General features: G+C 68.1%; 28 protein-coding genes. 13 read left to right on the plus strand and 15 right to left on the minus strand.

The genetic code is table 11. The features are described from left to right. Positions 1–49: 49 nt before the first annotated feature. Positions 50–460, minus strand: coding sequence for a hypothetical protein (locus ACWF7A_RS31685; RefSeq protein WP_045312902.1), 411 nt, complete (start codon positions 458–460; stop codon positions 50–52). Continuing rightward, positions 457–2109, minus strand: a complete 1653-nt coding sequence (locus tag ACWF7A_RS31690) for an ABC-F family ATP-binding cassette domain-containing protein (protein WP_452254176.1) — start codon at positions 2107–2109, stop codon at positions 457–459. The genes ACWF7A_RS31685 and ACWF7A_RS31690 overlap by 4 nt, the downstream gene beginning before the upstream one ends. A 91-nt stretch (positions 2110–2200) precedes the next feature. On the opposite strand from ACWF7A_RS31690, the gene ACWF7A_RS31695 reads away from it, so the two are divergent. The 3 genes from ACWF7A_RS31695 to ACWF7A_RS31705 all read left to right on the plus strand — a co-directional run bounded on the left by ACWF7A_RS31695 (position 2201) and on the right by ACWF7A_RS31705 (position 4049). Then, on the plus strand, positions 2201–2824 hold the full coding sequence (locus ACWF7A_RS31695) for a superoxide dismutase (protein ID WP_452254177.1): 624 nt from the start codon (positions 2201–2203) through the stop codon (positions 2822–2824). Between the two features lie 400 nt (positions 2825–3224). Next, a complete protein-coding gene (locus ACWF7A_RS31700; RefSeq protein ID WP_452254178.1) occupies positions 3225–3692 on the plus strand; it encodes a DUF6247 family protein in 468 nt (155 codons plus the stop codon). A gap of 60 nt (positions 3693–3752) precedes the next feature. After that, a complete protein-coding gene (locus ACWF7A_RS31705; protein WP_452254179.1) occupies positions 3753–4049 on the plus strand; it encodes a hypothetical protein in 297 nt (98 codons plus the stop codon). On the opposite strand, the gene ACWF7A_RS31710 is transcribed toward ACWF7A_RS31705, so the two are convergent. Continuing rightward, positions 4046–4273, minus strand: a complete 228-nt coding sequence (locus ACWF7A_RS31710; RefSeq protein ID WP_452254180.1) for a DUF2530 domain-containing protein — start codon at positions 4271–4273, stop codon at positions 4046–4048. The genes ACWF7A_RS31705 and ACWF7A_RS31710 overlap by 4 nt on opposite strands. 55 nt (positions 4274–4328) lie before the next feature. Between ACWF7A_RS31710 and ACWF7A_RS31715 the strand changes: the two genes are divergently transcribed. From ACWF7A_RS31715 to ACWF7A_RS31725, 3 genes are read left to right on the plus strand one after another with little or no spacing between them, the layout of a single operon-like run. Then, positions 4329–5762 carry an NCS2 family permease gene (locus ACWF7A_RS31715; protein WP_452254181.1) on the plus strand — a complete coding sequence of 478 codons (1434 nt, stop codon included), beginning with the start codon at positions 4329–4331 and terminating at the stop codon, positions 5760–5762. Positions 5763–5802: 40 nt separating this feature from the next. Next, on the plus strand, positions 5803–6228 hold the full coding sequence (locus ACWF7A_RS31720; protein ID WP_452254182.1) for a MarR family winged helix-turn-helix transcriptional regulator: 426 nt from the start codon (positions 5803–5805) through the stop codon (positions 6226–6228). A 58-nt stretch (positions 6229–6286) separates the two neighbouring features. After that, positions 6287–7552 (plus strand): MFS transporter, encoded by a 1266-nt coding sequence (locus ACWF7A_RS31725; protein WP_452254183.1) that lies wholly within the window; start codon positions 6287–6289, stop codon positions 7550–7552. A 1-nt stretch (position 7553) separates the two neighbouring features. Here ACWF7A_RS31725 and ACWF7A_RS31730 read toward each other — a convergent pair whose 3' ends face one another. Together ACWF7A_RS31730 and ACWF7A_RS31735 are read right to left on the minus strand one after the other, a co-directional pair. After that, positions 7554–10328, minus strand: a complete 2775-nt coding sequence (locus tag ACWF7A_RS31730) for a sacsin N-terminal ATP-binding-like domain-containing protein (protein ID WP_452254184.1) — start codon at positions 10326–10328, stop codon at positions 7554–7556. Beyond that, positions 10325–11062, minus strand: coding sequence for a DUF3027 domain-containing protein (locus ACWF7A_RS31735; RefSeq protein ID WP_452254185.1), 738 nt, complete (start codon positions 11060–11062; stop codon positions 10325–10327). The genes ACWF7A_RS31730 and ACWF7A_RS31735 overlap by 4 nt, the downstream gene beginning before the upstream one ends. A gap of 58 nt (positions 11063–11120) precedes the next feature. Here ACWF7A_RS31735 and ACWF7A_RS31740 point away from each other — a divergent pair, with 58 nt between their 5' ends. The 3 genes from ACWF7A_RS31740 to ACWF7A_RS31750 are packed head-to-tail and all read left to right on the plus strand — an operon-like array spanning position 11121 to position 13843. Next, positions 11121–11873, plus strand: a complete 753-nt coding sequence (locus ACWF7A_RS31740; protein WP_452254186.1) for a glutaminyl-peptide cyclotransferase — start codon at positions 11121–11123, stop codon at positions 11871–11873. Between the two features lie 4 nt (positions 11874–11877). Then, the gene (locus tag ACWF7A_RS31745) at positions 11878–13377 is read left to right on the plus strand and encodes an MFS transporter (RefSeq protein ID WP_452254187.1); all 1500 of its coding nucleotides are present in this window, start codon (positions 11878–11880) and stop codon (positions 13375–13377) included. Positions 13378–13408: 31 nt separating this feature from the next. Further along, positions 13409–13843: a DUF2771 family protein gene (locus ACWF7A_RS31750; protein WP_452254188.1), complete on the plus strand. Its 435-nt coding sequence runs from the start codon at positions 13409–13411 to the stop codon at positions 13841–13843. Here the strand turns inward: ACWF7A_RS31750 and ACWF7A_RS31755 are convergent. Together ACWF7A_RS31755 and ACWF7A_RS31760 are read right to left on the minus strand one after the other, a co-directional pair. Continuing rightward, entirely contained in the window at positions 13840–14424 is a 585-nt protein-coding gene (locus ACWF7A_RS31755; protein ID WP_452254189.1) for an HD domain-containing protein, read from the minus strand. The two genes, ACWF7A_RS31750 and ACWF7A_RS31755, sit on opposite strands and share 4 nt — an antisense overlap. A 13-nt stretch (positions 14425–14437) precedes the next feature. After that, a complete protein-coding gene (locus ACWF7A_RS31760) occupies positions 14438–14827 on the minus strand; it encodes a cold-shock protein (protein ID WP_191303833.1) in 390 nt (129 codons plus the stop codon). 122 nt (positions 14828–14949) lie between these two features. Between ACWF7A_RS31760 and ACWF7A_RS31765 the strand changes: the two genes are divergently transcribed. Beyond that, on the plus strand, positions 14950–15153 hold the full coding sequence (locus ACWF7A_RS31765; RefSeq protein ID WP_452254190.1) for a hypothetical protein: 204 nt from the start codon (positions 14950–14952) through the stop codon (positions 15151–15153). Here ACWF7A_RS31765 and ACWF7A_RS31770 read toward each other — a convergent pair. Next, the gene (locus ACWF7A_RS31770) at positions 15125–15742 is read right to left on the minus strand and encodes an HAD family hydrolase (RefSeq protein WP_452254191.1); all 618 of its coding nucleotides are present in this window, start codon (positions 15740–15742) and stop codon (positions 15125–15127) included. The two genes, ACWF7A_RS31765 and ACWF7A_RS31770, sit on opposite strands and share 29 nt — an antisense overlap. A 52-nt stretch (positions 15743–15794) precedes the next feature. Here ACWF7A_RS31770 and ACWF7A_RS31775 point away from each other — a divergent pair, with 52 nt between their 5' ends. Together ACWF7A_RS31775 and ACWF7A_RS31780 are read left to right on the plus strand one after the other, a co-directional pair. Next, a complete protein-coding gene (locus ACWF7A_RS31775; RefSeq protein WP_452254192.1) occupies positions 15795–16337 on the plus strand; it encodes a TetR family transcriptional regulator in 543 nt (180 codons plus the stop codon). Positions 16338–16392: 55 nt separating this feature from the next. After that, positions 16393–17598, plus strand: a complete 1206-nt coding sequence (locus tag ACWF7A_RS31780) for an Nramp family divalent metal transporter (protein WP_452254193.1) — start codon at positions 16393–16395, stop codon at positions 17596–17598. Here ACWF7A_RS31780 and ACWF7A_RS31785 read toward each other — a convergent pair. Further along, positions 17577–18536, minus strand: a complete 960-nt coding sequence (locus ACWF7A_RS31785; protein ID WP_452254194.1) for a Gfo/Idh/MocA family protein — start codon at positions 18534–18536, stop codon at positions 17577–17579. The two genes, ACWF7A_RS31780 and ACWF7A_RS31785, sit on opposite strands and share 22 nt — an antisense overlap. A 21-nt stretch (positions 18537–18557) precedes the next feature. Here ACWF7A_RS31785 and ACWF7A_RS31790 point away from each other — a divergent pair, with 21 nt between their 5' ends. Continuing rightward, entirely contained in the window at positions 18558–18932 is a 375-nt protein-coding gene (locus ACWF7A_RS31790; RefSeq protein WP_452254195.1) for a YccF domain-containing protein, read from the plus strand. Positions 18933–18989: 57 nt separating this feature from the next. On the opposite strand, the gene ACWF7A_RS31795 is transcribed toward ACWF7A_RS31790, so the two are convergent. The 6 genes from ACWF7A_RS31795 to ACWF7A_RS31820 form a co-directional block, all read right to left on the minus strand. Next, a complete protein-coding gene (locus ACWF7A_RS31795; RefSeq protein ID WP_452254196.1) occupies positions 18990–19382 on the minus strand; it encodes a VOC family protein in 393 nt (130 codons plus the stop codon). 137 nt (positions 19383–19519) lie between these two features. Further along, on the minus strand, positions 19520–21115 hold the full coding sequence (locus ACWF7A_RS31800; protein WP_452254197.1) for an AMP-binding protein: 1596 nt from the start codon (positions 21113–21115) through the stop codon (positions 19520–19522). A 14-nt stretch (positions 21116–21129) separates the two neighbouring features. Continuing rightward, on the minus strand, positions 21130–21915 hold the full coding sequence (locus ACWF7A_RS31805; RefSeq protein WP_452254342.1) for a metallophosphoesterase: 786 nt from the start codon (positions 21913–21915) through the stop codon (positions 21130–21132). A gap of 177 nt (positions 21916–22092) precedes the next feature. Continuing rightward, a complete protein-coding gene (locus ACWF7A_RS31810) occupies positions 22093–22698 on the minus strand; it encodes a hypothetical protein (RefSeq protein WP_452254198.1) in 606 nt (201 codons plus the stop codon). A 192-nt stretch (positions 22699–22890) separates the two neighbouring features. After that, on the minus strand, positions 22891–23046 hold the full coding sequence (locus ACWF7A_RS31815) for a hypothetical protein (protein WP_452254199.1): 156 nt from the start codon (positions 23044–23046) through the stop codon (positions 22891–22893). 312 nt (positions 23047–23358) lie between these two features. Then, on the minus strand, positions 23359–24252 hold the full coding sequence (locus ACWF7A_RS31820) for a hypothetical protein (RefSeq protein ID WP_452254200.1): 894 nt from the start codon (positions 24250–24252) through the stop codon (positions 23359–23361). Positions 24253–24264: the final 12 nt, after the last annotated feature.

The raw sequence follows: 24264 nt of genomic DNA on the forward strand, positions 1-24264 counted from the left end.
ACCCCCCAGGAGTCCGAACCTAGCGGTGCCGTCCAGCCTCGGGCCCGGCCTAGCGGCGGCGCCCGGACTTCAGCGGCGCGACGTCCGCGCCGTCGTGGGACGTCCGGCACTCGTCCGGCGTGACGGCCTCGACCGCCAGCGTCAGCTCGCCCTTCACACCCGTGTAGATCGACTCGCCGCGCGACGCCAGCGAGGCGTGCACCCGGTTCGAGTCGGTGAAGTCGCGTTCGTCCTTCACCCGCTTCTTGCCGGTCTCCTCGGGCCTCGTGGCACTGCGGAGGTTGACCTCGAGCCACGCGGCGACCTCCGCCGGCGACGTCAGCACTTCCTCAGGGGTGCGTTCGAGCCGAACCTGCCGAGGAGAGGCGTGGTCGAGTGACGTGTGCTCCACATAGGCGTGCCAGTGGGTGTTGCGCATCGACCAGGTCTGTTCGACCGGCCAGTCCTCCTCGGTGGTCATGACTCATATCTTCCACCCTTCACACGAGGAAACGTGAGAAGGTCGCGGACGTTGATCTCGTGATCCACCCGCACGGCCGATGCGAGCCGTCGATCGTGCGTGACCAGCAGCAACGTTCCCTCGTAGCTCTCGAGCGCCTGTTCCAGCTGCTCGATGGCCGGGAGATCGAGGTGGTTCGTCGGTTCGTCCAACACCAAACAAGTGGTGCCGCGAGCCTGCAGCAGGGCCAGGCCCGCACGGGTCCGTTCGCCCGGTGAGAGGTCCCGCGCCGGCCGCAGCACGGCGTCGGCGCCGAGCCGGAACTTGGCGAGCAACGTGCGCACCTCGACGTCCGGCGAGCCGGTCGCGTCCGCCACGATCCGCAACGCGCTGACGTCGCTCGCGAACTCGGCGCGGAGCTGGTCGACCTCGCCGACGACGACACCGGGCCCGATCGACCGGTCGCCCTCGAGCAGCGGGATGCGGCCGAGCAGCGCGCCGAGCAACGTCGACTTGCCGGAGCCGTTCGGCCCGGTGATCCGCCACCGCTCGCCCGCGCCGATCGTGAGGTCGACCGGTCCGAGCGTCACGTCACCACGACGGAACACGGCACCGCGCAGGGTGAACGCGACCGAGCTGCCGCGCCCGGCCGACGGCAGGGTGAGCCGCAGCTCCCACGCCTCGCGGGGTTCCTCGACCTCCTCCAGCCGCGCGAGCTGATGGTCCACAACGGACGCTTTGGCGGTGAGGCCCTCCGCGCCGCGCTTGTGGGCCGCCCGGACGTTGCGGTCCGGTTCGTCGTTGAGCGTCTTGGCGCTCGTTGCCCGGCGCACGCCCTTGCGCGACCACTCCCGCACCTGCCGGCTGCGCTGCGTCAACGAGTCGCGCTTGGTCTCGTACGCCTCGTACTCCTCGTGCGCGCGCCGGTCCGCGTTCGCCTTCTCCTCGACGTAGGCGTCCCAGCCGCCACCGAACACGGTGATCCCGTGGCTGAACTCGTCGAGCTCGGCGATCGCGGTCGTCGTGCGCGCGAGGAACTCCCGGTCGTGGCTGACCAGCACGATCGCGCCCTGGTGGCCCCGGACGTGGGACTCCAGCAGGTCGAGCCCGGCGGCGTCGAGGTCGTTGGTCGGCTCGTCGAGCAGCAGCACGTCGGCACGGGTCAGCAGCACCGCCGCGAGCCGCAGCCGTGCCTGCTGGCCACCCGACAGCTCGTCGGGCTCCCGTCCGTCGAGCAGGTCGGCCCGCAGACCGAGGCGCTCGCAGACGACCTCGGCGCGTTCGTCGAAGTCACCGGCACCGATGGCGGTCCAGTGGTCGAAGGCGTCGGAGTACTGCTCGCCGCCGCCCTCCGCGAGGGCCTCGGCCTCCCGTTGCAGCCACTGCTCGGCCTGCGCGACGCCGGTGCGGCGGGCGAGGTGGTCCCGAAGCGACTCTCCGGTCGTGTGGAGGGTCTCCTGCGTCAGGTGCGCGACGCTCCCGGTGCCCGAGACAGATCCGGTCTCGGGTCGCAGCTCGCCGGAGAGCAGACGGAGCAACGTGGACTTGCCGACGCCGTTGGGGGCGATCAGACCTACGCGGTCACCAGGCGAAACATCGAGATCAACCTCCGAGATCACGGTCCTCGGACCGAACGACAGCGAAATATTCCTGGCTGTCAGCACGGACACGCTTTCGAAGGTACGGCCGTGCGCAACTGGTTTACTCGGCCTTGTTGCTAGTAAGTTGCAAGTACCAAGCGATTGCAATTGGGGAGAAGTCATGGCCCAGTACGTGCTGCCGGATCTCGACTACGACTACGGCGACCTCGAGCCGGCGATCATCGGCGAGATCAACGAGCTGCACCACGGCAAGCACCACGCGGCCTACGTGAAGGGCGCGAACGACACGATCGAGCAGATCGAGGAAGCCCGCGACAAGGAGTCCTTCGGCTCCATCGTCGGCCTCGAGACCACACTGGCGTTCCACCTGGCGGGCCACGCGCTGCACCAGGTGTGGTGGAAGAACCTCTCACCCAACGGCGGCGACAAGCCGGTCGGCGAGCTCGCGGCCGCGATCGACGAGCACTTCGGCTCGTTCGACAAGTTCCGCGGTCAGCTCAACGCCGCCGCGTCCTCGATCCAGGGCTCCGGCTGGGGCATCCTCGCGTGGGAGCCGATCGGCCAGAAGCTGATCACGCTGCAGCTCAAGGACCACCACTCGAACCTGTCGATCGCGGTCACGCCGCTGCTCGCGTTCGACATCTGGGAGCACGCGTACTACCTGCAGTACCGCAACCTGAAGGCCGACTACATCTCGGCGCTGTGGAACGTCGTCAACTGGGAGGACGTCTCCGCGCGCTTCGAGGCGGCACGCTCGGGCCAGAACGGCCTGCTGCTGCCCTGATGCTTCGGCGGTGGATGCTCCGACAAGCCCCCACTGCTGAATACGACGAGGCCCCCCTCTGCCCAGAGGGGGGCCTCGTCCGTTCCCGAACTGACTGCCGCTCCCACCACGAAGCGACGAGACTTAGGTTAGCCTAACTTGCCCTTGTTGGGAAGCCCTGCTGATCAGACGCCTGGCGACCAGGTCGATCAGCGGGTCGCTTCGAGGGTTGAGAACACCTCGATCCACAGGGGGCCAGACAGGCAATCCACCCAGCAGCGTCCCGAGAAAGGCACCCGGAAGGGCGATGAGCCTGAACGTCCCAGCTCAACCAAGGGCCCGGTCGCCAGCCAGAGCCATGGCCGTGATCACACTCGATAGTGCAGTTGCCAGCAATCCTGAATAAGTTCAGAATTACTGTGTGAGCATCACAAGTGAAGTGCAGTGGAGCGAGCTCGCTCGCGACCCGAAGAGCGTCGCCGCCATCGCCGACAAACACGAAGTGCGCGTCAAAAGACGCGACGGGGCAGACCTGATGCTCGTTCGAGCCGACCATCACGCGTATCGGCACAGCGGAGCCGTCACTGCGGCGCGCGCCATGCGTTCGCTGTTCCGGCACGCGGGTCCTGACGCAGTCGCGGATGCGCTGCTCGATGAGTTCCCGTGGATCTCAGTGCTGCCGAAGTCGGACCGCGCTGAGTTCGTTCAGGAGTTCGTACAAGCTATCGCGGTGTCCGCGGAACTCGGCCAGTGGTCCGTGCTCGCGCAGGTCGTGCACGAGTGGGCCAACACGGCGATCGTGCACGCGGACCCGGAACTGCACCGAGCACTCAGCCAGCCGATCACCATCACGGACGGCCGAATCGTCCCCAACCCGATGGACGAGTGAGCGTTGCCTGCAAAACGCGACGATCGCGCCGCCCCACCCCACCGTCCAGACGGTTACGTGGTGCGGTTCGCCACCACCGAAGCAGCCAAAGGCTGGGAAGAACTCTGCCGCGCTGCCAAGTCGAGCGTCTGGGAGGCGTGGGTAGTACTTACTGAACGACCGAGGTCCTCGGAGAACCTAAGTCGCCAGCATCGACTCAAAGGCGCACAGGCACGCAACACGTACAAGGGCAACGTGTACGACCAGTGGCAATACGAGGTCACTTCAGGCGGACGCATCTGGTACGTCATCGATGAAGAGCGCAAAACCGTGTGGATCACCCACGCTGGCACCGGGCACCCGAAACTGACGGACTAAGCGTCTTCGAGGCCCTGCTGCGCCCCGCGTGACCCGCGCCTCGCCGCCCGCCGTTGCCAGTAGAAGACTCCGTACCCGATGATCCCGAGCAGACCGCCGGACAGTGTCGTCCAGAGCAGGGTGCCGTTCGACCGGTCGAAGATCAGGACGAGCAGGGATCCGGCGAACCACAGCACGGTCCCGCCCAGCACCACCGGCACGGGATCTGCCAGCCTGTGCGGCAACGACGGAGGGTGCGGCGGGGCGGAGTCGCGTTCGGACACATCGTTAGGAGACCAGATGCTGGACGGGTTCTTCAAGATTTCCGAGCGCGGGTCGACCGTGGCGCGCGAGGTTCGCGGCGGTGTCGTGACCTTCTTCACGATGGCGTACATCGTCGTGCTGAACCCGCTGATCATCGGCAGCTTCGCCCCGACCGGGCCCGGAGCGCACCCCGACGTGCTCGGCAACATCCTGCCGGTCGGGCAGGTGGCCGCGGTGACGGCGCTGGTCGCCGGCGTGATGACCATCCTGTTCGGACTGATCGCGAACTACCCGTTCGCGCTGGCCACAGGCCTCGGCATCAACTCGTTCGTCGCCGTCTCGGTCGCCGCCAAGGTCACCTGGCCCGAGGCGATGGGTCTCATCCTCGTCAACGGCCTCGTCGTGCTCCTGCTGGTCGTCACGGGGGTGCGGACGGCGGTCTTCAACGCCGTGCCGAACGAGCTCAAGGCAGCCATCGCGGTCGGCATCGGTCTGTTCATCTGCTTCATCGGTCTCGTGGACGCGGGTTTCGTGCGCCGGCTGCCGGACGCCGCCAACACCACCGTGCCGGTCGGGCTGGGCATCAACGGGTCGATCGCGAGCTGGCCGACGCTGGTGTTCGTCGTCGGTCTCGTGCTCACGGGCGTGCTGTTCGCTCGCAGGGTCAAGGGCGCGATCCTCATCGGCATCGTCGCGACGGCGATCTTCGCGATCGTCCTCGAAGCGCTGGTCAAGGCCGGTCCGTCCGCAGGCGTCAACGCCAAGGGCTGGAACCTCGGCTACCCCGCGCTGCCCGACCAGGTCTTCGGAATCCCCGACCTGAGCCTGCTCGGCGACGTGTCGTTCGGCGCCTGGACCCGCATCCCGGCCCTCGCCGCCGCGCTGATCGTCTTCACGCTCGTGCTCACGGACTTCTTCGACACCGTCGGCACGATGACCGGTCTCGGCAAGGAAGGCGGCCTGATCGACAAGGACGGCCAGCTGCCGAACGTCAGCAAGGCCCTGTTCGTCGACGGCCTCGGCGCCGTCGCGGGCGGTGCCGCGTCCAGCTCGTCGAACACCGTCTACATCGAGTCGGCGTCCGGCATCGCGGAGGGCGCCCGCACGGGCCTCGCGAACGTCGTGACCGGCGTGCTCTTCCTGCTGGCGATGTTCTTCACCCCGCTCTACGAGGTCGTCCCGATCGAGGCGGCGGCGCCCGCGCTGGTCATCGTCGGCGCGTTGATGATGATGCAGGTCCGCGACATCGACTTCAGCGACTTCACCATCGCCCTCCCCGCGTTCCTCACGATCGTCGTCATGCCGTTCACCTACTCGATCGCGAACGGCATCGGCGCGGGCTTCGTCAGCTACGTGCTGCTCAAGGCCCTGACCGGAAAGTCCCGAGGAATCCACCCGCTGATGTGGATCGTGGCGGCCGCTTTTGTCGTCTACTTCTCGTTGGGACCGATCCAGAGCCTGCTGAGCTGACCTTTCGGCAGGAAACTATTTCGTGAGGTATGCTAACTACGTGGCGACCGATCAGCACGGACTGGCGAGCAGGCTGCGGCTTGCCGTCGTTCGCCTCAACCGCCGCCTGCGGGCACAGCGCACCAACTCCGCGGTGTCGCTCACCCAGGTGTCGGCACTCTCCACACTGCACAAGTGCGGCCCGCTGACGCCGGGTGAACTGGCGTCGAAGGAAGGCGTGCAACCGCCGTCGATGACGCGCGTGATAGCCGCCCTGGAGGAGTTCGGCTTCGCGACGAGAAGTCCGCACCCCACCGACGGCCGTCAAGCCATCGTCGAGCTGACGAGCGAAGGCTCGTCGTACCTGCAGGACGAGATCACAGCCCGCGAGGCGTGGCTGGACAAGAGGCTGGCCGAGCTGGACCCGGAGGAACGGGAACTGCTGACACGCGCCGCCGAAATCATCGACAGGATGGCGGGTCAGTAAGAACGTGTCGGGTTACGCGGGTGGTGGAGCAGCAAGTCCGCCACCTCGTCGTACCGGAATGTTCGGATCCTTAGGCATATACAACTATCGCCTCTACGCCTCCGGCCAGATCATCTCGCTGGTCGGCGTCTGGATGCAGCGGGTGGCCCAGGACTGGCTGGTCCTGGAACTCTCCAACGGCTCCCCCGTCGCGCTCGGCTTCGCCGCGTCACTGCAGTTCCTCCCGGTCCTGCTGCTCTCCATGTGGGGCGGCGTCCTGGCCGACCGCATGGACAAGCGCAAACTCCTGCTCTGGCTGGAGTCCGCACTGGGAATCTGCGCCCTGGCCCTGGGCATCCTCGACGTGACCGGCGTGGTGGAGCTCTGGCACGTCTACCTCCTGTGCCTGCTGCTGGGCGCGTTCTCGGCGGTGGAAACCCCGGTGCGCCAGTCGTTCGTGGTCGAGATGGTGGGCCGCGACCAGCTGACGAACGCCGTGGCGATCAACTCGATGATGTTCAACCTGGCCAGGATCATCGGCCCGGCCATCGCAGGCGTGACGATCGTGGCGATAGGCACGGGCTGGGTCTTCCTGGCCAACGCCATCAGCTTCGTGGGCGTGGTGGGCGGCATCTGGCTGATGCGAACGACCCAGCTGCTGCGCTCCGACCCCCTCACGCGCGAAAAGGGCCAGCTCCTCTCGGGCCTTCGCTACGTGCGCAGCCGCCCGGACCTGATGACGGTCATGCTGCTGGTCTTCTTCATCGCCACCTTCGGCATGAACTTCTACATGACGTTGGCGATCATGGCCCGCAACGTCTTCGGCGGAGACGCGGACGCCTACGGCCTCCTGTCCACCCTCATAGCGGTGGGCACGCTCGCCGGCGCAACCCTGGCAGCCAAACGAAAAACCCCGAAGATGACCGTCTTCATCGGCTCGGGAGTCGTCTTCGGCGTCCTGGAGATCATCTCGGGCCTGATGCCCACGATGCTCCTGACGGGTCTGATGATGATCCCCGTGGGCGTGGCGATGATGACCTTCAACACCACCGCGAACGCCACGATCCAGCTGGCGGTGGAACCGGAGATGCGCGGCCGCGTGATGGGCATCTACATGCTGGTGTTCCTGGGCGGCAACCCGGTGGGCGGCCCGCTGATGGGCTGGCTGGGCGAGGTCAACGGCAGGGCGCCGATCATCATCGGCGGAGCCGTCTCGATGCTGGTGACGATCACGGCGTGGATCATCCTGGTGAAGCGCGGAGACATCGGAAAGCCACGGCTGAGGCGACGGAGGACGCAGCCTCCGGCAGAGGCGCTACCGGAACCGGCAGAGACGACCAGCTAGGTCAGCCCAGCAAGGTGGCAGCCGACGGATCGGTGATCAGAGCAGCGAAGGTGTGCCGATCCCCCCACCGCCCGGAAACCCAGGCCAGTGCCCGGGACAACCCCTCTGGCGTGTCCTCGACATGAGGCACCCCATCGGCCATCCACCAGGAAACCCGCTGCCCCTCGACCATCAACGCGTCGTGCACGACGACCACACCGTCAGGCAGCGCAACCTCGAGCAACTCGCAGGCCATCCGAACAGCACCGAGCTCACTCCAGGAAACGACCTCGCCGACGTGGTCCGGAGACCCGTCGAACTCCTCGGAGGCGAGCGCCAGATCCAGCAGGTCGGCAAGCTCCTCCGACCCGTCGGCCAGCAGAACCCGAGAAGCCGGCGCGACCCCCAGCAACCACGGGTGATCCAGCACCACGACGTCATCGGCGTCGACAACGGCCCCGGACAACACCCGGACCCGCTCAGGCGGAGCGAAGTCCCCCTCGGGCAGCCCGGCATGGGCCCGCAACACCACGGCATCGGCGACAACACGATCAGCGTCGCCGAGCCGGGACAACACGAACTCGGCATCGTCGTCGTCCAGGATCTCCAACGAGGACCGAACCCCGGCGGCGAGCAGAACGTGCTCAGCCAGCTCGAGATCCGGCACGACGTCGAACAGCCCGTCCAGCAGCGAAGCCCCCGCCACCCGGTACGACCTAGGCGCAGCACCACCCAGCGACGCGTACCGGGCGATCCACCACCCGGTGTACCCGTCGGGCTCGGTGACAGCGCGCCAGGTCACCGGGTCGGAAGCCAGCAACCGCAACGCGGCGGGCCAGTCCGCCACCAGGTCGAGATCCCGGACGGCCACCACCCGACGAGGCTCGTCCAGCACGGACGACCACCAGGCGGCTTCGTCAGCAAGGTCGTGATCGGGCCCGGAAGGCTCGTCGTCGACGACAACGGAGAACCCGTCGACCACCCCGACCGCCACCAACGCGGCACGCGGGTAGGCGTCAGCGATCTCCTTCGACAGCAATGGAAACGCGTCAGCCTCGAATACGCCGACCAACGCGGAGTCAGGCAGCAGCAACTCGTCGGCCCGATGCCAGGAGCCCTCGGCGTCCGGCAGAGCCAACGCTCCCAGCCAGGACTCCTCACCAGCCCGGAGCCCGGCCCGGTCCACCAGCCGGAGCACGGTCTCGACCAGGTCCAGCCCGTCGAGCCCGGCCTCGGCGTCCTCCACCGACCGGGCCACGTTCTCCCGCAGGGCAGGATCAGCGAGCAGCTCGGCAGCACCGGCCTCGACCGCGCCCAGCCGGACCAGCAGCGGATGCACCGCATCGGGGTGCACGACCCGCAGCCCGGGCAACGGCTCATCGGCGATCAGCGTCGTACGAGGCCCGGTGACAACACGACCGTCCGCCAACGGCACGGGCAACGAGCCCAAAGCCTCACGAACGTCCGGATCCACCTCGGCCAAAGGCGCAAAGGCGGCGTAGACGTCCCGCCACCACCCCGGATCCCCGGAGACACCGGCCAGAGCGGCAACGACCTCGGCCGTGGAGACCCGCGGAACTTCCAAGGCGGCCAAAGCGGCAGCGTGCACGGGCGCGGAGAGCTCGGCGTCCACCAGCCCGGGCAGAGCATCCTCGACCAGGTCGACGAGCTCCTCGGACCCCACGTCCAGCACCCGGGCCCGCGAGGGTTCGATCCACTCCCCGGAAGCCAAGGGCAGCCAGGCGGAGGCGCGCAACGACCGCAGCACGGCCGTCCGCAACCGATCGTCCACTTCGGACAACGGGAAGCCCGGCAGCGGCACCAGAGCGGTCCGCTCCACGGCAGGAACCGAAGCGACCAGGGCCGGATAGGTGGCGGCGGCAGCGTCGAGAACGGACCAGGCGGCAGGCCCGGGCAGGATCCGCCGGCGCGAAGGCTCGACGGGCAGAGTGGCGATCAAGCGAGCGGGCAACGACAGCCGCTCGTCGGTCGGGGTGGGTGCGTGCAGCACGTCCTCCCCGAGAGGGGCGTCCAGCGGGTAGGCCCACGCAACCGTCCACTGAGGACGGTGCTCGACCCCCTGCACCAGCTCGGCGGGCAGCTCACCGACGATCCGCTCGACCAGCCAGCGCGAAGCCCCCACGGTGACGACGCCGTCGTCGTCGACGGACCGCTCCCACGACTGCGAGCCGATCTCCACCCGCTGCAACCCGGGCAGCGCCAGCAGCAGGTCCGGGACCTCGGCCGCCAGGTCGTCCAGCGACAGGTCGACCTTCAACGGCAGCCGGACCTCGGTCGTGAACCCGTCCGGCACCTCCTCGACGACCGGCCAGACCAACCGCAGCACCGGCACGTCGCCGCCGCGCTCGGACGCGAGCTCCGGCACCTCGGCACGGGTCCGCGCGGCGGAGAACTCGACGCCCCCGGAGACGGAGACCACCCGAGGCGCGTCCGACACGGCCAGCACGGCGGCGAAGCCGACACCGAACTGCCCGACGCCGGACTCCTTCGAGGAGGCCCTCAGGGAAGCGAGCGCGGCCACGCCGGCCTCGGTCAGCGGAGCGCCCGTGTTGGCCGCGCGCAGCTCGCCGTCGACCAGGGTGATCCGCAACACACCGGGCGAGGACCCGGCCGCGTCGGCCGCGTTCTGGGCCAGTTCCACGAGCAGCCGGTCCCGGTAGCCACCGAGGCGGAGGTCTTCTTCGGCGTTCGCGTCTTCGCGGAAACGGGTGGGCGAACCACGCCATGCGGCGAGGACCGAGGTGCGCAGGGCCTCGGTGCCGAACGGGTCGGTCACTCCGAGACGTCCAGGACGTCCAGCTGCGCGTCGTCGTAGACCAGGTCGGCCACCGGCACCATCGGGCTGATGTCGACCTCGGCCTGGGAGTGGGCGCCGCAGCCGTACTCGACGTGCACGACGTGGCCGTCGGCCGGGGCGATCTCGTTCGCGCACACGCCGAACGCCGAGCCGAACGCGCCGGCCACGCGGGTGTAGAAGCCGCAGGTGCCGCAGTGCGCGGGGGCGCTGCGGGCCATGTCGGAGCGCGGGCCGAAGTCCGAGGTCGCCCAGCGGTCGGCAGCCTCCAGGCGGCCCTCGCGGGACAGGACGCGCTGACGGCCGAGACCGACCTCCAGCGCCACCTCCTCGATCGCGGGGTCGTCGGACTGCACGTACGCCTCGACCAGGCGCGGGTCGTTCTCCCGGGGCGGCATCAGGTCGCCGACACCCAGGTCACCGGCGCGGACCCGTTCGCTCCACGGCACCCACTCGGGGGCCACCAGAGCGTCCTGGCCGGGCAGCAGCACGACCTCGCTGATCGAGACCGGGGAACCCTCGCCCGCGTAGGCGACGGTCACCGCCCAGGACCAGCCGCGGTAGCCGGCGTGCTCGGCTTCGAAGAGGTGCGTGACGGAGTACTCGTCCTCTCCGTGCACCCCGACATGAGCGCCGACACGTTCCACACCGGCCTCTTCCTGCGCGGCGGCGCGGGCGAGATCAACGGCGTCGAGGAGCATCTCAGTCGCGGTCACGACATGAATTGTGCCGCAGGACTTCGCCGGGACGAAAACTCGTGCCACCCTCCGTTGGGTGCGCTCACCCGTCTGGCTGGTCATCGTCGCGGTTCTGGCCGCCTGCTCGACTCAGCCCGAAACAAAACCGCAGGTAGAAGTCCTGCAAAAGATTCCGCACGACGCAACGGCGTTCACCCAGGGGTTGGAACTGGTCGACGGCGTCCTCTACGAGGGCACCGGCCTCGAGGGCCAGTCGACGATGCGCGCGCTCGATCCGTCGACCGGGAACGTCCAGAAGAAGGTCGACCTCCCGCCGGACTTCTTCGGCGAGGGCATCACCGTCGTCGGCGACACCATCTGGCAGATCACGTGGCAGAACGGCGTGGCGATCGAACGCGACCGCAAGACGCTGGACGAGCTCCGCCGCGTCCGGTACGAGGGCGAGGGCTGGGGCATCTGCGACGACGGCCGGCGGCTCGTCATGAGCGACGGCTCCGCGAAGCTGACCTTCCGCGACCCGAAGACCTTCGCGGAGACCGGGAGCGTGCAGGTGAGCAGGGACGGCAAGCCCGTGACCCAGCTCAACGAACTGGAATGCGTCGGCGGCAAGGTCTGGTCGAACGTGTGGAAGACCGACGAGATCGTGCGGATCGATCCGTCGACGGGTCAGGTGACGAACACCTATGACCTGGCCTCGCTGAAACCCTCGGGTGACGTGGACGTCCTCAACGGCATCGCGCACATCCCCGGGACCAACGAGTTCCTGGTCACAGGCAAGAACTGGCCGACCATCTTCCGAGTGAGGTTCAACGGCATGGGGCAGGATTGACGGTGTGACGGGCGATCGCGGGTGGAGTGACGACGAGACTCCGAAGCGCTACCCGTGGCAGGACGACGAGTACCGGCCGCGGGAGCGTCGCGCGACCACGTCCGAACACGGTTTCCAGCCCCCGCCCCGGCCCCAGAACACCCGTCCGCTGCCCAACCAGGACCAGCAGACGACGCCGACGCCCAAGCCGCCGCGCAAGCTCACGGTCACGCGCGTCGCCTGGTTCAGGAGCAAGCAGATCTCGCAGCAGGCGCTCGCGGCGTTCCGGCGGGCGGCCCGCGCCGACGGGGCGGGCAAGTCCGGCATGACGTCGGTCACCTACGCGGTGATGATGAACTACGCCGCCGACGCCGCGATGGCCGTCGCGCTGGCGAACACGCTGTTCTTCTCCGCCGCGAGCGCCGAGTCCAAGACCAAGGTCGCGCTCTACCTGCTGATCACGGTCGCGCCGTTCGCGTTGATCGCGCCGGTGATCGGCCCGCTGCTCGACAAGATCCAGCGCGGACGCAGGCTGGCCCTGGCCACGTCGTGCGTGCTGCGGATCGGGCTGGCGGTCGTGATGGCGCTGAACTTCGACAACTGGCTGCTGTACCCGGCTGCGCTGGGCAGCATGGTGCTGTCCAAGTCGTTCACCGTGCTCAAGTCCGCGATCACGCCGCGCGTGCTGCCGCCGGACATCACGCTGTCCAAGACCAACGCGCGCATGACCGTCTTCGGGCTGGCCGCGGGCGCGGTGTTCGGTGCGCTGGCGGCGGGCTTCGCGAACCTGTTCGGCTCGCCGGGCGCGCTCTGGTTCACCGCCGTGCTGTGCGGCGTGAACGCGTACTTCTGCATGAAGATCCCGTCCTGGGTCGAGGTGACCGAGGGCGAGGTGCCCGCGACGCTGACGTCCAAGCCGGCGAGGCAACGCATCTCCCGGCACGTCGCGGTCTCGTTGTGGGGCAACGGTTCCATCCGCATGCTGACGGGGTTCCTGACGCTCTTCGCGGCGTTCGTGGTCCGCGAGCAGACCGAGGGCGACGCGGTCCGGCAGCTCCTGCTGCTCGGCGTGATCGCCGGCGCGGCGGGCATCGGCAGCTTCCTCGGCAACGCGATCGGCGCGCGCCAGCAGTTCGGCAAGCCGGACGAGGTGATCCTCGCCTGCGTCGCCACGGCGCTCGCGGCCACGATCGTCGCCGCCGCGCTGCCGGGCCTGGTCACGGCGGCGATCGTCGGCCTGCTCGGCGCCACGGCGTCGTCGCTGGCCAAGATCAGCCTGGACGCGGTGATCCAGGACGACCTGCCGGAGGAGTCGCGCGCGTCCGCGTTCGGCCGCTCCGAGACGATCCTGCAGCTCGCGTGGGTCTTCGGCGGCGCGCTCGGCGTGCTGCTGCCCGCGACGTTCTGGGTCGGCTTCCTGGTGCTCTCCGTGCTGCTCGCGCTGGGCCTCGCGCAGACGTGGATGTACCGCAACGGCACCTCGTTGCACAGGCTGGTCCGCAGGCCCGCCCCGGTGACCCCGTAGGCTGCCTGACGTGCGTCGACTTGCTTCTGTAATGGCTGCCAGTGTTCTCGTGCTGTCCGGTTGCTCCTTGCAGCGGCACGACCCGGAGGTCACGTTCTACGCGAACGGCGAGACCATCCGCATCGAGCCGACGATCTACTGCGACGTCGAGGGCTCCAACTGCGCCGAGAAGAACGCGCCCGGCACGTTGAAGGTGCCGCCCGGCAAGGTCGTGCAGATCTCGGTGGACGGGCAGCTCGCGTCCGGCCTCTGGGAGGTCGTCTGCGTGTACGAGAACGCGGCCCGCGTGCAGGAGGGCTGCACGTCGCCGTTGCTCGGCAAGGGCGACGACTACACGTACACGCTGGCCGTGCCGAACGACTCCGACCAGCTGCTGCGCATCGAGGTGCACGAGGCGGCCGGCGCGGTGCTGGAGACCGGCCAGCCGCTCATGCGCGGTTCCTGGGTCGTCGACATCACCCGTTAACGCCGGCCGAACGCCTCCCACCACTCGCTGGGGGCGATCCGCAGGGCCGAGTCGAGCAGCGCCTTGCCGGTGTCGGTGACCACCGACTCCTGCATGGTCTGGATGAAGCGCTCCATCTTGGAGACGCCCGCGGCCTGGTACTCCCTGGCCTGCAGCAACAGCTCCAGCTTGTCCGCGTCACGGGAGCAGCGCGCCTCGGGCGTGTGGTCGAAGCCCTTGGCGGACTCGTGCTCGGCGACGAGCGCCTCGATGTGCGCGGCCAGCGGCGCGGGCAGGTGCTGGACCTGGTCACGTGCCACGGCTTCGGGCGGCATCTTCACGTCGAGGTAGAGCTTGCCGACGTACGGGATGTCGCCGATGCGGGCCTCCGGCACGTCGTGGAAGAGGCCGAGGGTCGCCGCCCGGTCGGGGTTCGCGCCCTCCTGCACGGCGAGCGCGAACGCCAGAACGCCCACCCGGAACGAGTGGGCGGCCACCGACTCGGGGTTCTGCACCCCGGCGAAGAGCCACCCCGCTCTGGGCAGGCGTTTGAGCTGGCCGACCTCGTAGACGAACTCGACGATCCTGTCAGTGTCGGACATGACACCGATCCTTTTACGGATCGAGGTCCCGCGCCACCACGCGGACGGCCTCGGCGACGAGCTTCATGGTCTTCTTGTCGGACGGGTAGCGGCCGCGGCGCAGGTCGGGCTGGACCTTGTTCTCCAGCAGCCTGATCACTTCCTCGATCAGGCCGTGCAGCTCCTCCGCGGGCCGGCGGCGCGCCTCGGCCACGGACGGCGCCGGGTCGACGAGGCGCACGGACAGCGCCTGCGGCCCGCGACGGCCCTCGGCCATGCCGAACTCGATGCGCTGGCCGGCCTTGAGGCCGTCGACGCCGGGGGGCAACGCCGCCTTGCGGACGTAGACGTCCTCGCCACCGTCCTGGGTGACGAATCCGAAGCCCTTCTCCGTGTCGTACCACTTGACCTTGCCGGTCGGCACCGCGCTCACCATTCCCTTGTCTGCACGACGAACGCGCCCTGGGCGTACCCGGGACGCGTCCCACCAGAGTAGCCAGAAGACCTTGGGGAAGGCACCTCCGTTAGCGCGACTACCCTGCTCGTATGACCGCTCCGAAGTTGATGCCGCTGGCCATCGGCCTGTTCGCCGTGGGCGTACTGGCGATCATCGTGGTCTTCGTGCTGTTCGCCACCGGCCACAGCGACCTGCCCGTGGCGCTGAACGTCGCGGCCACCTACCTGCCGGCGATCGGGCTGGGGCTCGGGATCATCGCGGTGATCAGGAAGTCACGACAGAAGAAGTCCTGAGCCACTCGGGGAACTCGCGCAGGTCCTCCAGCACGACGGCGGCACCTGCCTCGGCCAGTTCGGCTCGTGAGCACGGCCCCGTGACGACGCCGACGCCCAGTGCTCCGGCGGCCGCGGCACCGCGCATGTCGCCGACGTGGTCGCCCACGTAGACGGCGGCGCCGTGCAGCTTGAGCGACTCGGCCTTGCCCGTCGCCCACAGCTCGCCGTAGAGGTGGTCGACCTCCCAGCCCATCGCCTCGAGGTGCAGCGCCGCGTTCTTGCGGTACTTGCCGGTGACGACCATGGTCTGCCCGCCCAGCTCCCGCACGCACTGCAGGGCCATCGCCGCTCCCGGCAGCGCGACGGTCGACGGGATCACGACCTCCGGGTACAGCGCGCGGAAGAGCGAGACGAGGTCCGGGATCTCCTCCTCGGGCACGCCCATCTCGCGGTAGGTCATGTCCAGCGGCGGGCCGAGGTTCGACGCGAAGAGCTCGCCGTCGAGGGCGTAGCCGCTGCGGGCACCGACCTCGTTCATCACGGCGGCCATCCCCGGTCGCGGGTCGATGAGGGTCATGTCGAGGTCGAAGCCCACGGTGAACGGCACGGAACCCGACTCTACGTCTTTACAAAAGCCATAACTGTGTAAAGGTGAGGTGGTGAGCGACATCACCGAGCTCTTACTGGATGCGGCCGCCGACCTCCTGGCAGCCCGGGGCTTCCACGGGCTGCGCATGATCGAGGTCGCCAGCCGTGCCGGAGTGAGCAGACAGACCGTCTACAACGAGTTCGGCAACAAGGAGGGACTCGTCCAGGCCGTCGCGGTCCACAAGACGGAGGAGTACCTGACCGGGGTCATGACCCGGCTCCAGGACGACCCCGACCCGTGGGAGGCGATGCGGTCGGCGTTCCGCTTCACCTTCGAGCAGACCGAGAAGGACCGGCTGGTCTCGGCCGTGCTGACCGGCCAGAACGCCGAGGACCTGCTGCCGTTCATCACGATCCGCGGCCATCCGATCCTGTTCCACGCGACCGAGGTCGTGGAGCAGCACCTGAGCAAGCACTTCCCCGGCAGGCACGTGCGGCTCACGGCGGAGACGACCGTGCGACTGGCGCTGAGCCACCTGCTGATGCCGAGCGGCGACCTCGACAGCGCGATGGACGCCGTCGTCAGGGTCGCCAGAGTGACGATGGACGCATGACCGGTTAGAGCGCGGTCCCTTGTTGCAATAATCTTGCATCAAGGGGAGGTGTCCGGTGGTCGCTGTCTCGGCGCGTCTGCGCGCGGGTGCGGCGTTGCTCGGTCCGGCGTTCGTCGCCGCGATCGCGTACGTCGACCCGGGGAACGTGGCCACCAACACCACGGCGGGCGCGAAGTACGGCTACCTGCTCGTGTGGGTGCTCGTCGTCGCGAACGTCATGGCGGGGCTCGTGCAGTACCTGTCGGCGAAGCTCGGCCTGGTCACCGGGAAGTCGTTGCCCGAGGCGGTGCGGGACCACCTGCCCCGCCCGGTGCGGCTCGCCTACTGGGGCCAGGCCGAGGTCGTCGCGATGGCGACCGACCTGGCCGAGGTGCTCGGCGGGGCGATCGCGCTGCACCTGCTCTTCGACCTCCCGCTGCTGCTCGGTGGCGTGATCACCGGCGTGGTGTCGACGGTTCTGCTGCTGGTGCAGGACAGGCGCGGGCAGAAGCCGTTCGAGCGCGTGATCACCACGATGCTGGTCGTGATCGCGGTCGGGTTCATGGCCGGGCTCTTCGTGTCCCCGCCTTCGGTGGGCGGCGCGGTCTCCGGGCTGGTGCCGCGGTTCGACGGCGCGGACAGCGTCCTGCTGGCGGCGGGCATGCTCGGCGCGACCGTGATGCCGCACGCGGTCTACCTGCACTCGGCGCTGGCCCGCGACCGGCACGGCCGCAACCCCGCGGTGCTCGGCGCGACGAAGGTCGACGTCCTCGTCGCGATGGTGCTGGCGGGCGCGGTCAACATGGCGATGCTGCTGCTCGCGGCTTCCGCGCTGCAGGGACGCGAGGGCGTGGACACGCTGGAAGGCGCGCACGCGGCGGTCGGTTCCACGCTGGGTGGCGGGATCGCGCTGCTGTTCGCACTCGGTCTGCTGGCTTCGGGTTTCGCGTCCACGGCCGTCGGCTGTTACGCCGGCGCGGTGGTGATGGACGGGCTGCTGCGCGTGCGGATTCCGTTGCTGGCACGGCGTTTGGTCACGCTGGTGCCGGCGCTGGCGATCCTGGCGCTCGGGGTCGATCCGACGTTCGCGCTGGTGCTCTCGCAGGTCGTGCTGTCGTTCGGCATCCCGTTCGCGCTGGTGCCGCTGGTCTGGCTGACCGCGCGCCGGTCCGTGATGGGCTCGTTCACGAACCGGCGTGTCGTCACGGTCGCCGCGTGGGTGGTGGCCTTCGCGGTCGTCGTGCTGAACGTGGCGCTGATCTACCTGACGACGTCCGCGTAGGAGACGCCGATCTGGCCCAGCGCCTCCTCCATGATCGTCATGATCTCCAGGGTCGCGGACCACGGCACGTCGTAGTGCTGCACCGCGCCCTGGCCGACGCTGATCTCGACCTCGTGGATCTGGTGGCGGTAGCCAAGGTCGTCAGTCGTGTGCTCGACGCCGTTGATGACCACCCTGGTGGGGTTGTACATCGGGTCGACGATCTCGATCCGGCCGCCGGTGCCGACGATCTCCGCCGCACAGCCGAGGTCGGCGACGAGCGAGCAGCTCAGCAGGGCCTGCGCGCCGTTCTCGTAGCCCAGCAGGAGCGACGCGTCGGAGTCCACTCCGGACGGTGCGAGGCCACCGTGCGCGGCGATGTGCGACGGCATGCCGAGAATCCGGTGCGCGAGCGAGATCGGGTAGATGCCGAGGTCGAGGATCGACCCGCCACCCGCCCGCTTCGCCCACAACCGGTGGTTCTCGTCGAACTCGTGCCGGAAGCCGAAGTCGGCGGTGATCGTCCGCACCTCACCGATCTCGCCCGCCTCGACCGCGTCGACGACCTTGCGGACCAACGGGTTGACGCGTGTCCACATGGCTTCCATGAGGAACTGCTTCCCGCGCGCCCTTGCCCGTTCGACCATCTCCTCGGCCTGGGCGACCGTGAGGGCGAAGGCCTTCTCGCACAGGACGTGCTTGCCCGCGTCGAGCGCGGCGAGCACGACCTCGTGGTGCTGACCGTGCGGCGTGGCGACGTAGACGATCTCCACGTCGGGATCCGCGAGGAGCTCCCGGTAGTCGCCGTACGCGCGCTTGATGCCGAACTCACCGGCGAACGCCTGTGCCTTCGTGATGTCACGCGAGGACACCGCGAGAACCTCGACGTCGGGCACCTTGAGCATGTCGGCGGTCACGGCATGCGCGATTCCGCCTGTAGCGATCACACCCCACTTCATGACTTGAGCTTAGATGGAGGCATGCGCCTCATCCTGAACGTGATCTGGCTGGTGCTCGCCGGTTTCTGGATGGCCGTCGGCTACGCCGTGGCCGGCGTCATCTGCTGCATCCTGATCATCACGATCCCGTGGGGCATCGCGTCGTTCCGGATCGCGAACTACGCGCTCTGGCCGTTCGGGCGCGAGGTCGTCGACAAGCCCGGTGCGGGCACGGGGTCGTTGCTCGGCAACGTCATCTGGATCATCGTCGCCGGCCTGTGGCTCGCGATCGGCCACATCATCACCGGCATCGCGCTCTGCGTCACGATCATCGGCATCCCGCTCGGCGTCGCGAACTTCAAGCTCGTGAAGGTCTCGCTGGTGCCGCTGGGCAAGGAGATCATCGAGGTCCCGTGAGGATCTCCCGCCCCTCGTCGGGGGCGAGGAACGGGAGACCACTCAGCGGCACGACTCTCAGGCTTCGCTGCCCAGGAGTTCGTGCAGGCACAGGATGTTGCCTTCGCTGTCGGTGAACCACGCCGCGCGCTCGCCGCCCATCTCCGCGATGTGGTTCACGGTCTTGAAGTCGGGCAGGTCGTAGTCCTCGAAGCGGACGCCCCTGTCCTCGAGCTCGCGGATCTCGCCTTCCAGGTCGGGCACCTCGAAGCTGATGGCCGTCTGCCCCGACTGCGCGCCCTTCTCCGCAGGCCTCAGCCCCAGCGCGTCGCCCTGGCCGAGCGCGAAGATCCGGGTGCCGTCCGGCATCGTGGCGAGGGGCTTCAGGCCGAGCACGTCGGCGTAGAAGTGGCCGGCGCGTTCGGGATCCTCGACGGGCAGCATCGTCGTGGTTCTGGTGGCGGTGAGCATCAGCGCCTCCTTTCGGCGGAACCTCTCCGATGTTGCGCCCGTCACACCTGATGCACAAGAGGTACTTTGACCTGCGGTGATCGTTGATCCGCCGGTCGAACTCGCTCCGTGCACAGGCGGCGCCGGGCAGTGTTCACCTAGGCGTGCGTCGTGCTGTCGTCGAGGCCGAGCAGCTCGACCGACTTCGCCCGCATCTCCACCTTGCGGATCTTGCCGGTGACCGTCATCGGGAACTCCTCGACGACGTGCACGTACCGCGGGATCTTGTAGTGGGCGAGCTTGCCGGAGCAGAACTCGCGGACGGCCTCGGCGGTCAGGCCCGAGACCCCGTCGCGCAGCCGCACCCACGCCATCAGCTCCTCGCCGTAGCGGGTGTCGGGCACGCCGATCACCTGGGCGTCGAGCACGTCGGGGTGGGTGTAGAGGAACTCCTCGATCTCGCGCGGGTAGATGTTCTCGCCGCCGCGGATGACCATGTCCTTGATGCGGCCGGTGATGTTGACGTAGTCGTCGGCGTCCATCACCGCGAGGTCGCCGGTGTGCATCCAGCCCGCGGAGTCCACGGCCTCGGCGGTCTTCTCCGGTTCGTTCCAGTAGCCGAGCATCACCGAGTAACCGCGCGTGCACAGCTCCCCCGGCTCGCCGCGTGGCACCGTGCGGCCCGTGTCCGGGTCGACGATCTTGACCTCGAGGTGCGGGCCGACCCGGCCGACCGTCCCCACGCGACGGTCGAGGGAGTCGTCGGTGCGCGTCTGCGTCGACACCGGGGAGGTCTCGGTCATGCCGTAGCAGATGGAGACCTCACGCATGCCCATGCGCTCGACGACCTGCTTCATCACCTCGACCGGGCACGGCGAGCCCGCCATGATGCCCGTGCGCAGGCTGCTCAGGTCGTAGCCGTCGACCAGGTCGAGCATCGCGATGAACATCGTCGGCACGCCGTACAACGACGTGCACCTCTCCTCCTGAACGGCCGCAAGGGTTTTCGCCGGGTCGAACGCGGGCGCCGGGATCACGACGCACGCGCCGTGGCTGGTGGCGGCCAGGTTTCCCATCACCATGCCGAAGCAGTGGTAGAACGGCGGCACCACGCAGATGCGGTCGTGCTCGGTGTAGTCGATCAGCTCGCCGACGAAGTAGCCGTTGTTGAGGATGTTGTGGTGCGAGAGCGTCGCGCCCTTCGGGAAGCCCGTGGTGCCGGACGTGTACTGGATGTTGATCGGGTCGTCGCGGTCCAGCTCGACGTCCGGCAGCTCGTCCCCGGTCCACTGTGGATCGTCGGTGAACACGACGTGCTCCAGCTCCGAACAGCGCGGCCGGACCTCCTCGATCATGGCCGCGTAGTCCGACGTCTTGAACGACCGCGCGGACACCAGCGTGTGGATGCCCGCCTGGTTCAGCACGTACTCCAGCTCGTGCACGCGGTACGCCGGGTTGACGTTGACCAGGATCGCGCCGATCCGGGCCGTCGCGTACTGCACGAAGACCCACTCGGCGCAGTTCGGCGCCCAGATCCCGACCCGGTCGCCCTTGCGCACGCCGAGCGAGTGCAGCCCGGCGGCGGCTCGGTCGACCTCCTGCGCGAGCTCCGCGTACGTCCACCGTCGATCTGTGGCTTTGTCGACAAGTGCCTCGCGGTCGCCGAAGCGCGCGACCGTCGCCGCGAGGTTCGCGTGGATCGTGTCGCCCAGCAGCGGGGCGGCGGACGTGCCCGAGGAGTAGCTGGAGGTCATCCCCCAGACGGTAGTCAGGCCTCGCGGTATGGCAAGGGGACGACCAGGCACGGACCACCGCTGTAGAGGCCCGCGTCGATCGCCAGCACCTTGTCGTCGGCGTAGACGAGGGGCCCGTCGATCTGGTCCGGCGGCACCCCGAGCTGGTCGGCGATGACGCTGTGCCCGTGCACGATCGTGCTGCCGCCGAGGGTCGCGAGCAGCTCGTCCGCGATCTCGGGCCCCTGCGGGCCCCGGAACGCGTACCGGGTCGTCATCTTGCGCCAGCACTCCCACCAGTCGACGAGGTCGTCGCCCTTGAGGACCTGCCGGACCGACTCGTTGACCTCTTCGATCGAGGCCCCCCATTCGAGGTAGGCCACGGTGTCGGAGTGCATCAGCAGGTGGTCGTCGCGCAGCTTCAGCACGGGCCGCGTCGTCAGCCACTCGACGTGCTCGTCGGTCAGCCGGTCCTGGTCGCTGCGCAGGCCGCCGTTGAGCAGCCAGCTCCGCGCGAACGACCGCGGCCCGAGGCTGTCGGGCACCTGCTCGTCCCCGAACCGGTGCATGCCGAGCAGCAGCACCTCGTGGTTGCCGATCAACGAGCTGACCGACCCACCGGCCTGGACGGCCTCGTCACCGAGGCGCATGACCAGGTCGATCACGCCCACCCCGTCGGGCCCGCGGTCCACGAAGTCGCCGAGGAACCAGAGCTCGGCCTCGCCACCGACCCAGTGCCCCTCCTCGTCGCACAGTTCGGCGACGTGCAGGGCTCTGATCAGTTCCGAGAGGTGCCCGTGCACGTCACCAACGACGTACATCGGCCGACGATCCGTGTCCACCTCCGCGACGATAGGTGATGAACCCTCGCGCGTCAGTGTTCGGCCTGATTCAGCGCTGCCGACGTGCGAGCGACCTGCCCACCCGCGCCACGCGGCAAGCGGTGAACACACACCTGCGGGGGCCGCGAAACGCGACCCCCGCAGGTGTGTTCGGGCCTACAGGTCCAGCAAAGCCAGAGCTTCGCGGACCTTGACCACCAGTTCTTCGTCGTTCAGGTCACCGGGCTGCCAGAGGTCCGGTTCGGCGTAGTCCTCGATGACGAAGAAGACATCGTGCAGGGCGAGGCCCAGCGCGCCGCCCACTCGTTCGCCGTGGTGCAGTTCCCGCCTCGACGCGTCCATCCACTTAGAGGCGAAAGCAGGCGGAGAAATCTCGCCGGCGACGACCGCGGTCATCAAGGCGATCTGCTCGGACACGGCCGATCCGGGTTCGGCGTCATGCACGGTCGCCCATATCCGATGCAGGGGCGGGTACTGGGCCGCGATCCCAGGTAGCGCACCACCGAGCTTCTTGGCGACACGGCCGAATTGAGCCCTGGCGTCATCGACACCTCCTCCGATGACGGCTCCCTGGACGAAGGCAGGGGAGCCGCCGAGCAGCGAGTACCCGTCGGTGGTGACCACCAGCGCCGCCGTCAGGTCAGGTAGTGCCACCGCGAAGTCGGTGCCCCGCCACGTGGCAGCCACCAGAGCAGCCGAATCCCTCAGCGACACCGGCACGAGCGCGTCGTCCCGGTGATCCTCGCTGAGCCGTCCGGCCACTCCCCCAGTCCACCCGGACCGCTTTCGCGCCCGCGTAGAGCACGTCGGCGAGTCTGCGGTCGATGTGGGCGGGGGACGCGAACGGAACCACGATCCCGTCCAACCGGCTCAACCAGGCAGGGCTGAAGCTCGCCGCACCGCCGAACAGGACGTCCGACAACCCCGCGGCACCGGCCGGCCCGGCTCGATCGGTCACCAGAGGAACCCCTTGTCGATGACGCTGGCGAACTGGTCGTAGACCGAGATCGTCCTGTCGGGTATGTCCTTGTCCATCTTCTTGAAAATCTTCAGCTGGTAGGCAGCCCAAAAGCTTCCGCCAGTGCGCAACATGACCATGAGCTTGGTCATCGGATCGATGAAGCCGATCGCCTGACCTTGGTTGCGCTAGTTGAACCGGTAGATCTTCGTGTCCGGCGCGGTCATGTGCGCTCGCATGGCCGTTTCGAACTCGGCGAGCTTCGCCGGGTACCCAGAACGGGTGCCGGACACCCATCAAGACGCGTGCGACCTCATTGCCGCGCTTGGGCGCTGAACCCCCGTCCAACGCCCGCAAGTCAAACGAACGGCCCCGGTTCCTGTGGGGAACCGGGGCCGAACTGCTTCTGCGGTCGACGGCAGATGCTGCCCGATTAGGGTCGTGAGCGGAAAGAGGCAGGCAGGCTACCTGAAGGTTCCCGGCAACGGCCCGTTGTCGAAACGGCCTTCATTGAGCACCTTTTGGAAATACTCGTCGACGTAGGTTTGCCGATAGGTATTGTTCAGCAGGCCAACTACCTCTGCTTCGGCTTTGCCGATGAGACGTTTCGGTTCACCGACAACCCCTGCGGCTCCGTAGTCTCCGAACCGATCACCGAAGGCGGTAACCGCACCCCAGTAGAGTTCCGGCGGATCGGGGAACAGGTCGAGCAGCACCTCGTTGTGGCCGACGACGCGCCAGGTTCCGTTCTTGATCAATCCGTCGCCGGTGTAGACCGGGATGTGCCGGGCCAGATGCTGGTCGACACGACCGACTCGTGGCGCCGAGAACACGCCTTTCAAGAGCCCGAGAGCCAGGCCGGCCTGGTCGTCCGACAGCACTACGGCCAGGTGGTACCCGTGCTCTGCTGCCGGAATCGCCACCACGTCTCCCCGCTTGGCCTTGGCGAACCGTTTCGGCACCTTCACTGTCAGGTCCACCACGTTCTCGCTGCTGATGTCGGAAAACGAGAATTTGGCTGCCTGCAGGACTTGGAGAAGGTGGCCTGCCACATCAGACGGTGAAGCGGGTTGGTCACTGTCCGAGTCGGCGTGCTCGATCAGGAAGGCCAGCAGTTCGGCCGCCTCGTTGAAGGTGTTGTCATTCAGTCCGGAAACGCGTTCGGATAGGTTCGCCTTGTAGAGACGATTCCCGGCGATCTTGGCCTTGAATACCAAAGGGAACGAGAACGCGCTGTTGGCCGGCTCTGAAGAACCTGCGATCTCAAGGAACTCGCCCAGGCTCGGGCTTCCCCTTTCCTCATCGGAAAATGCATCGACAACCCTGCCGAACAGCTCCAATGCCTCTTCGAGTTCCACTTCAGACAACGC

Source organism: Lentzea sp. NPDC055074, from assembly GCF_053608005.1.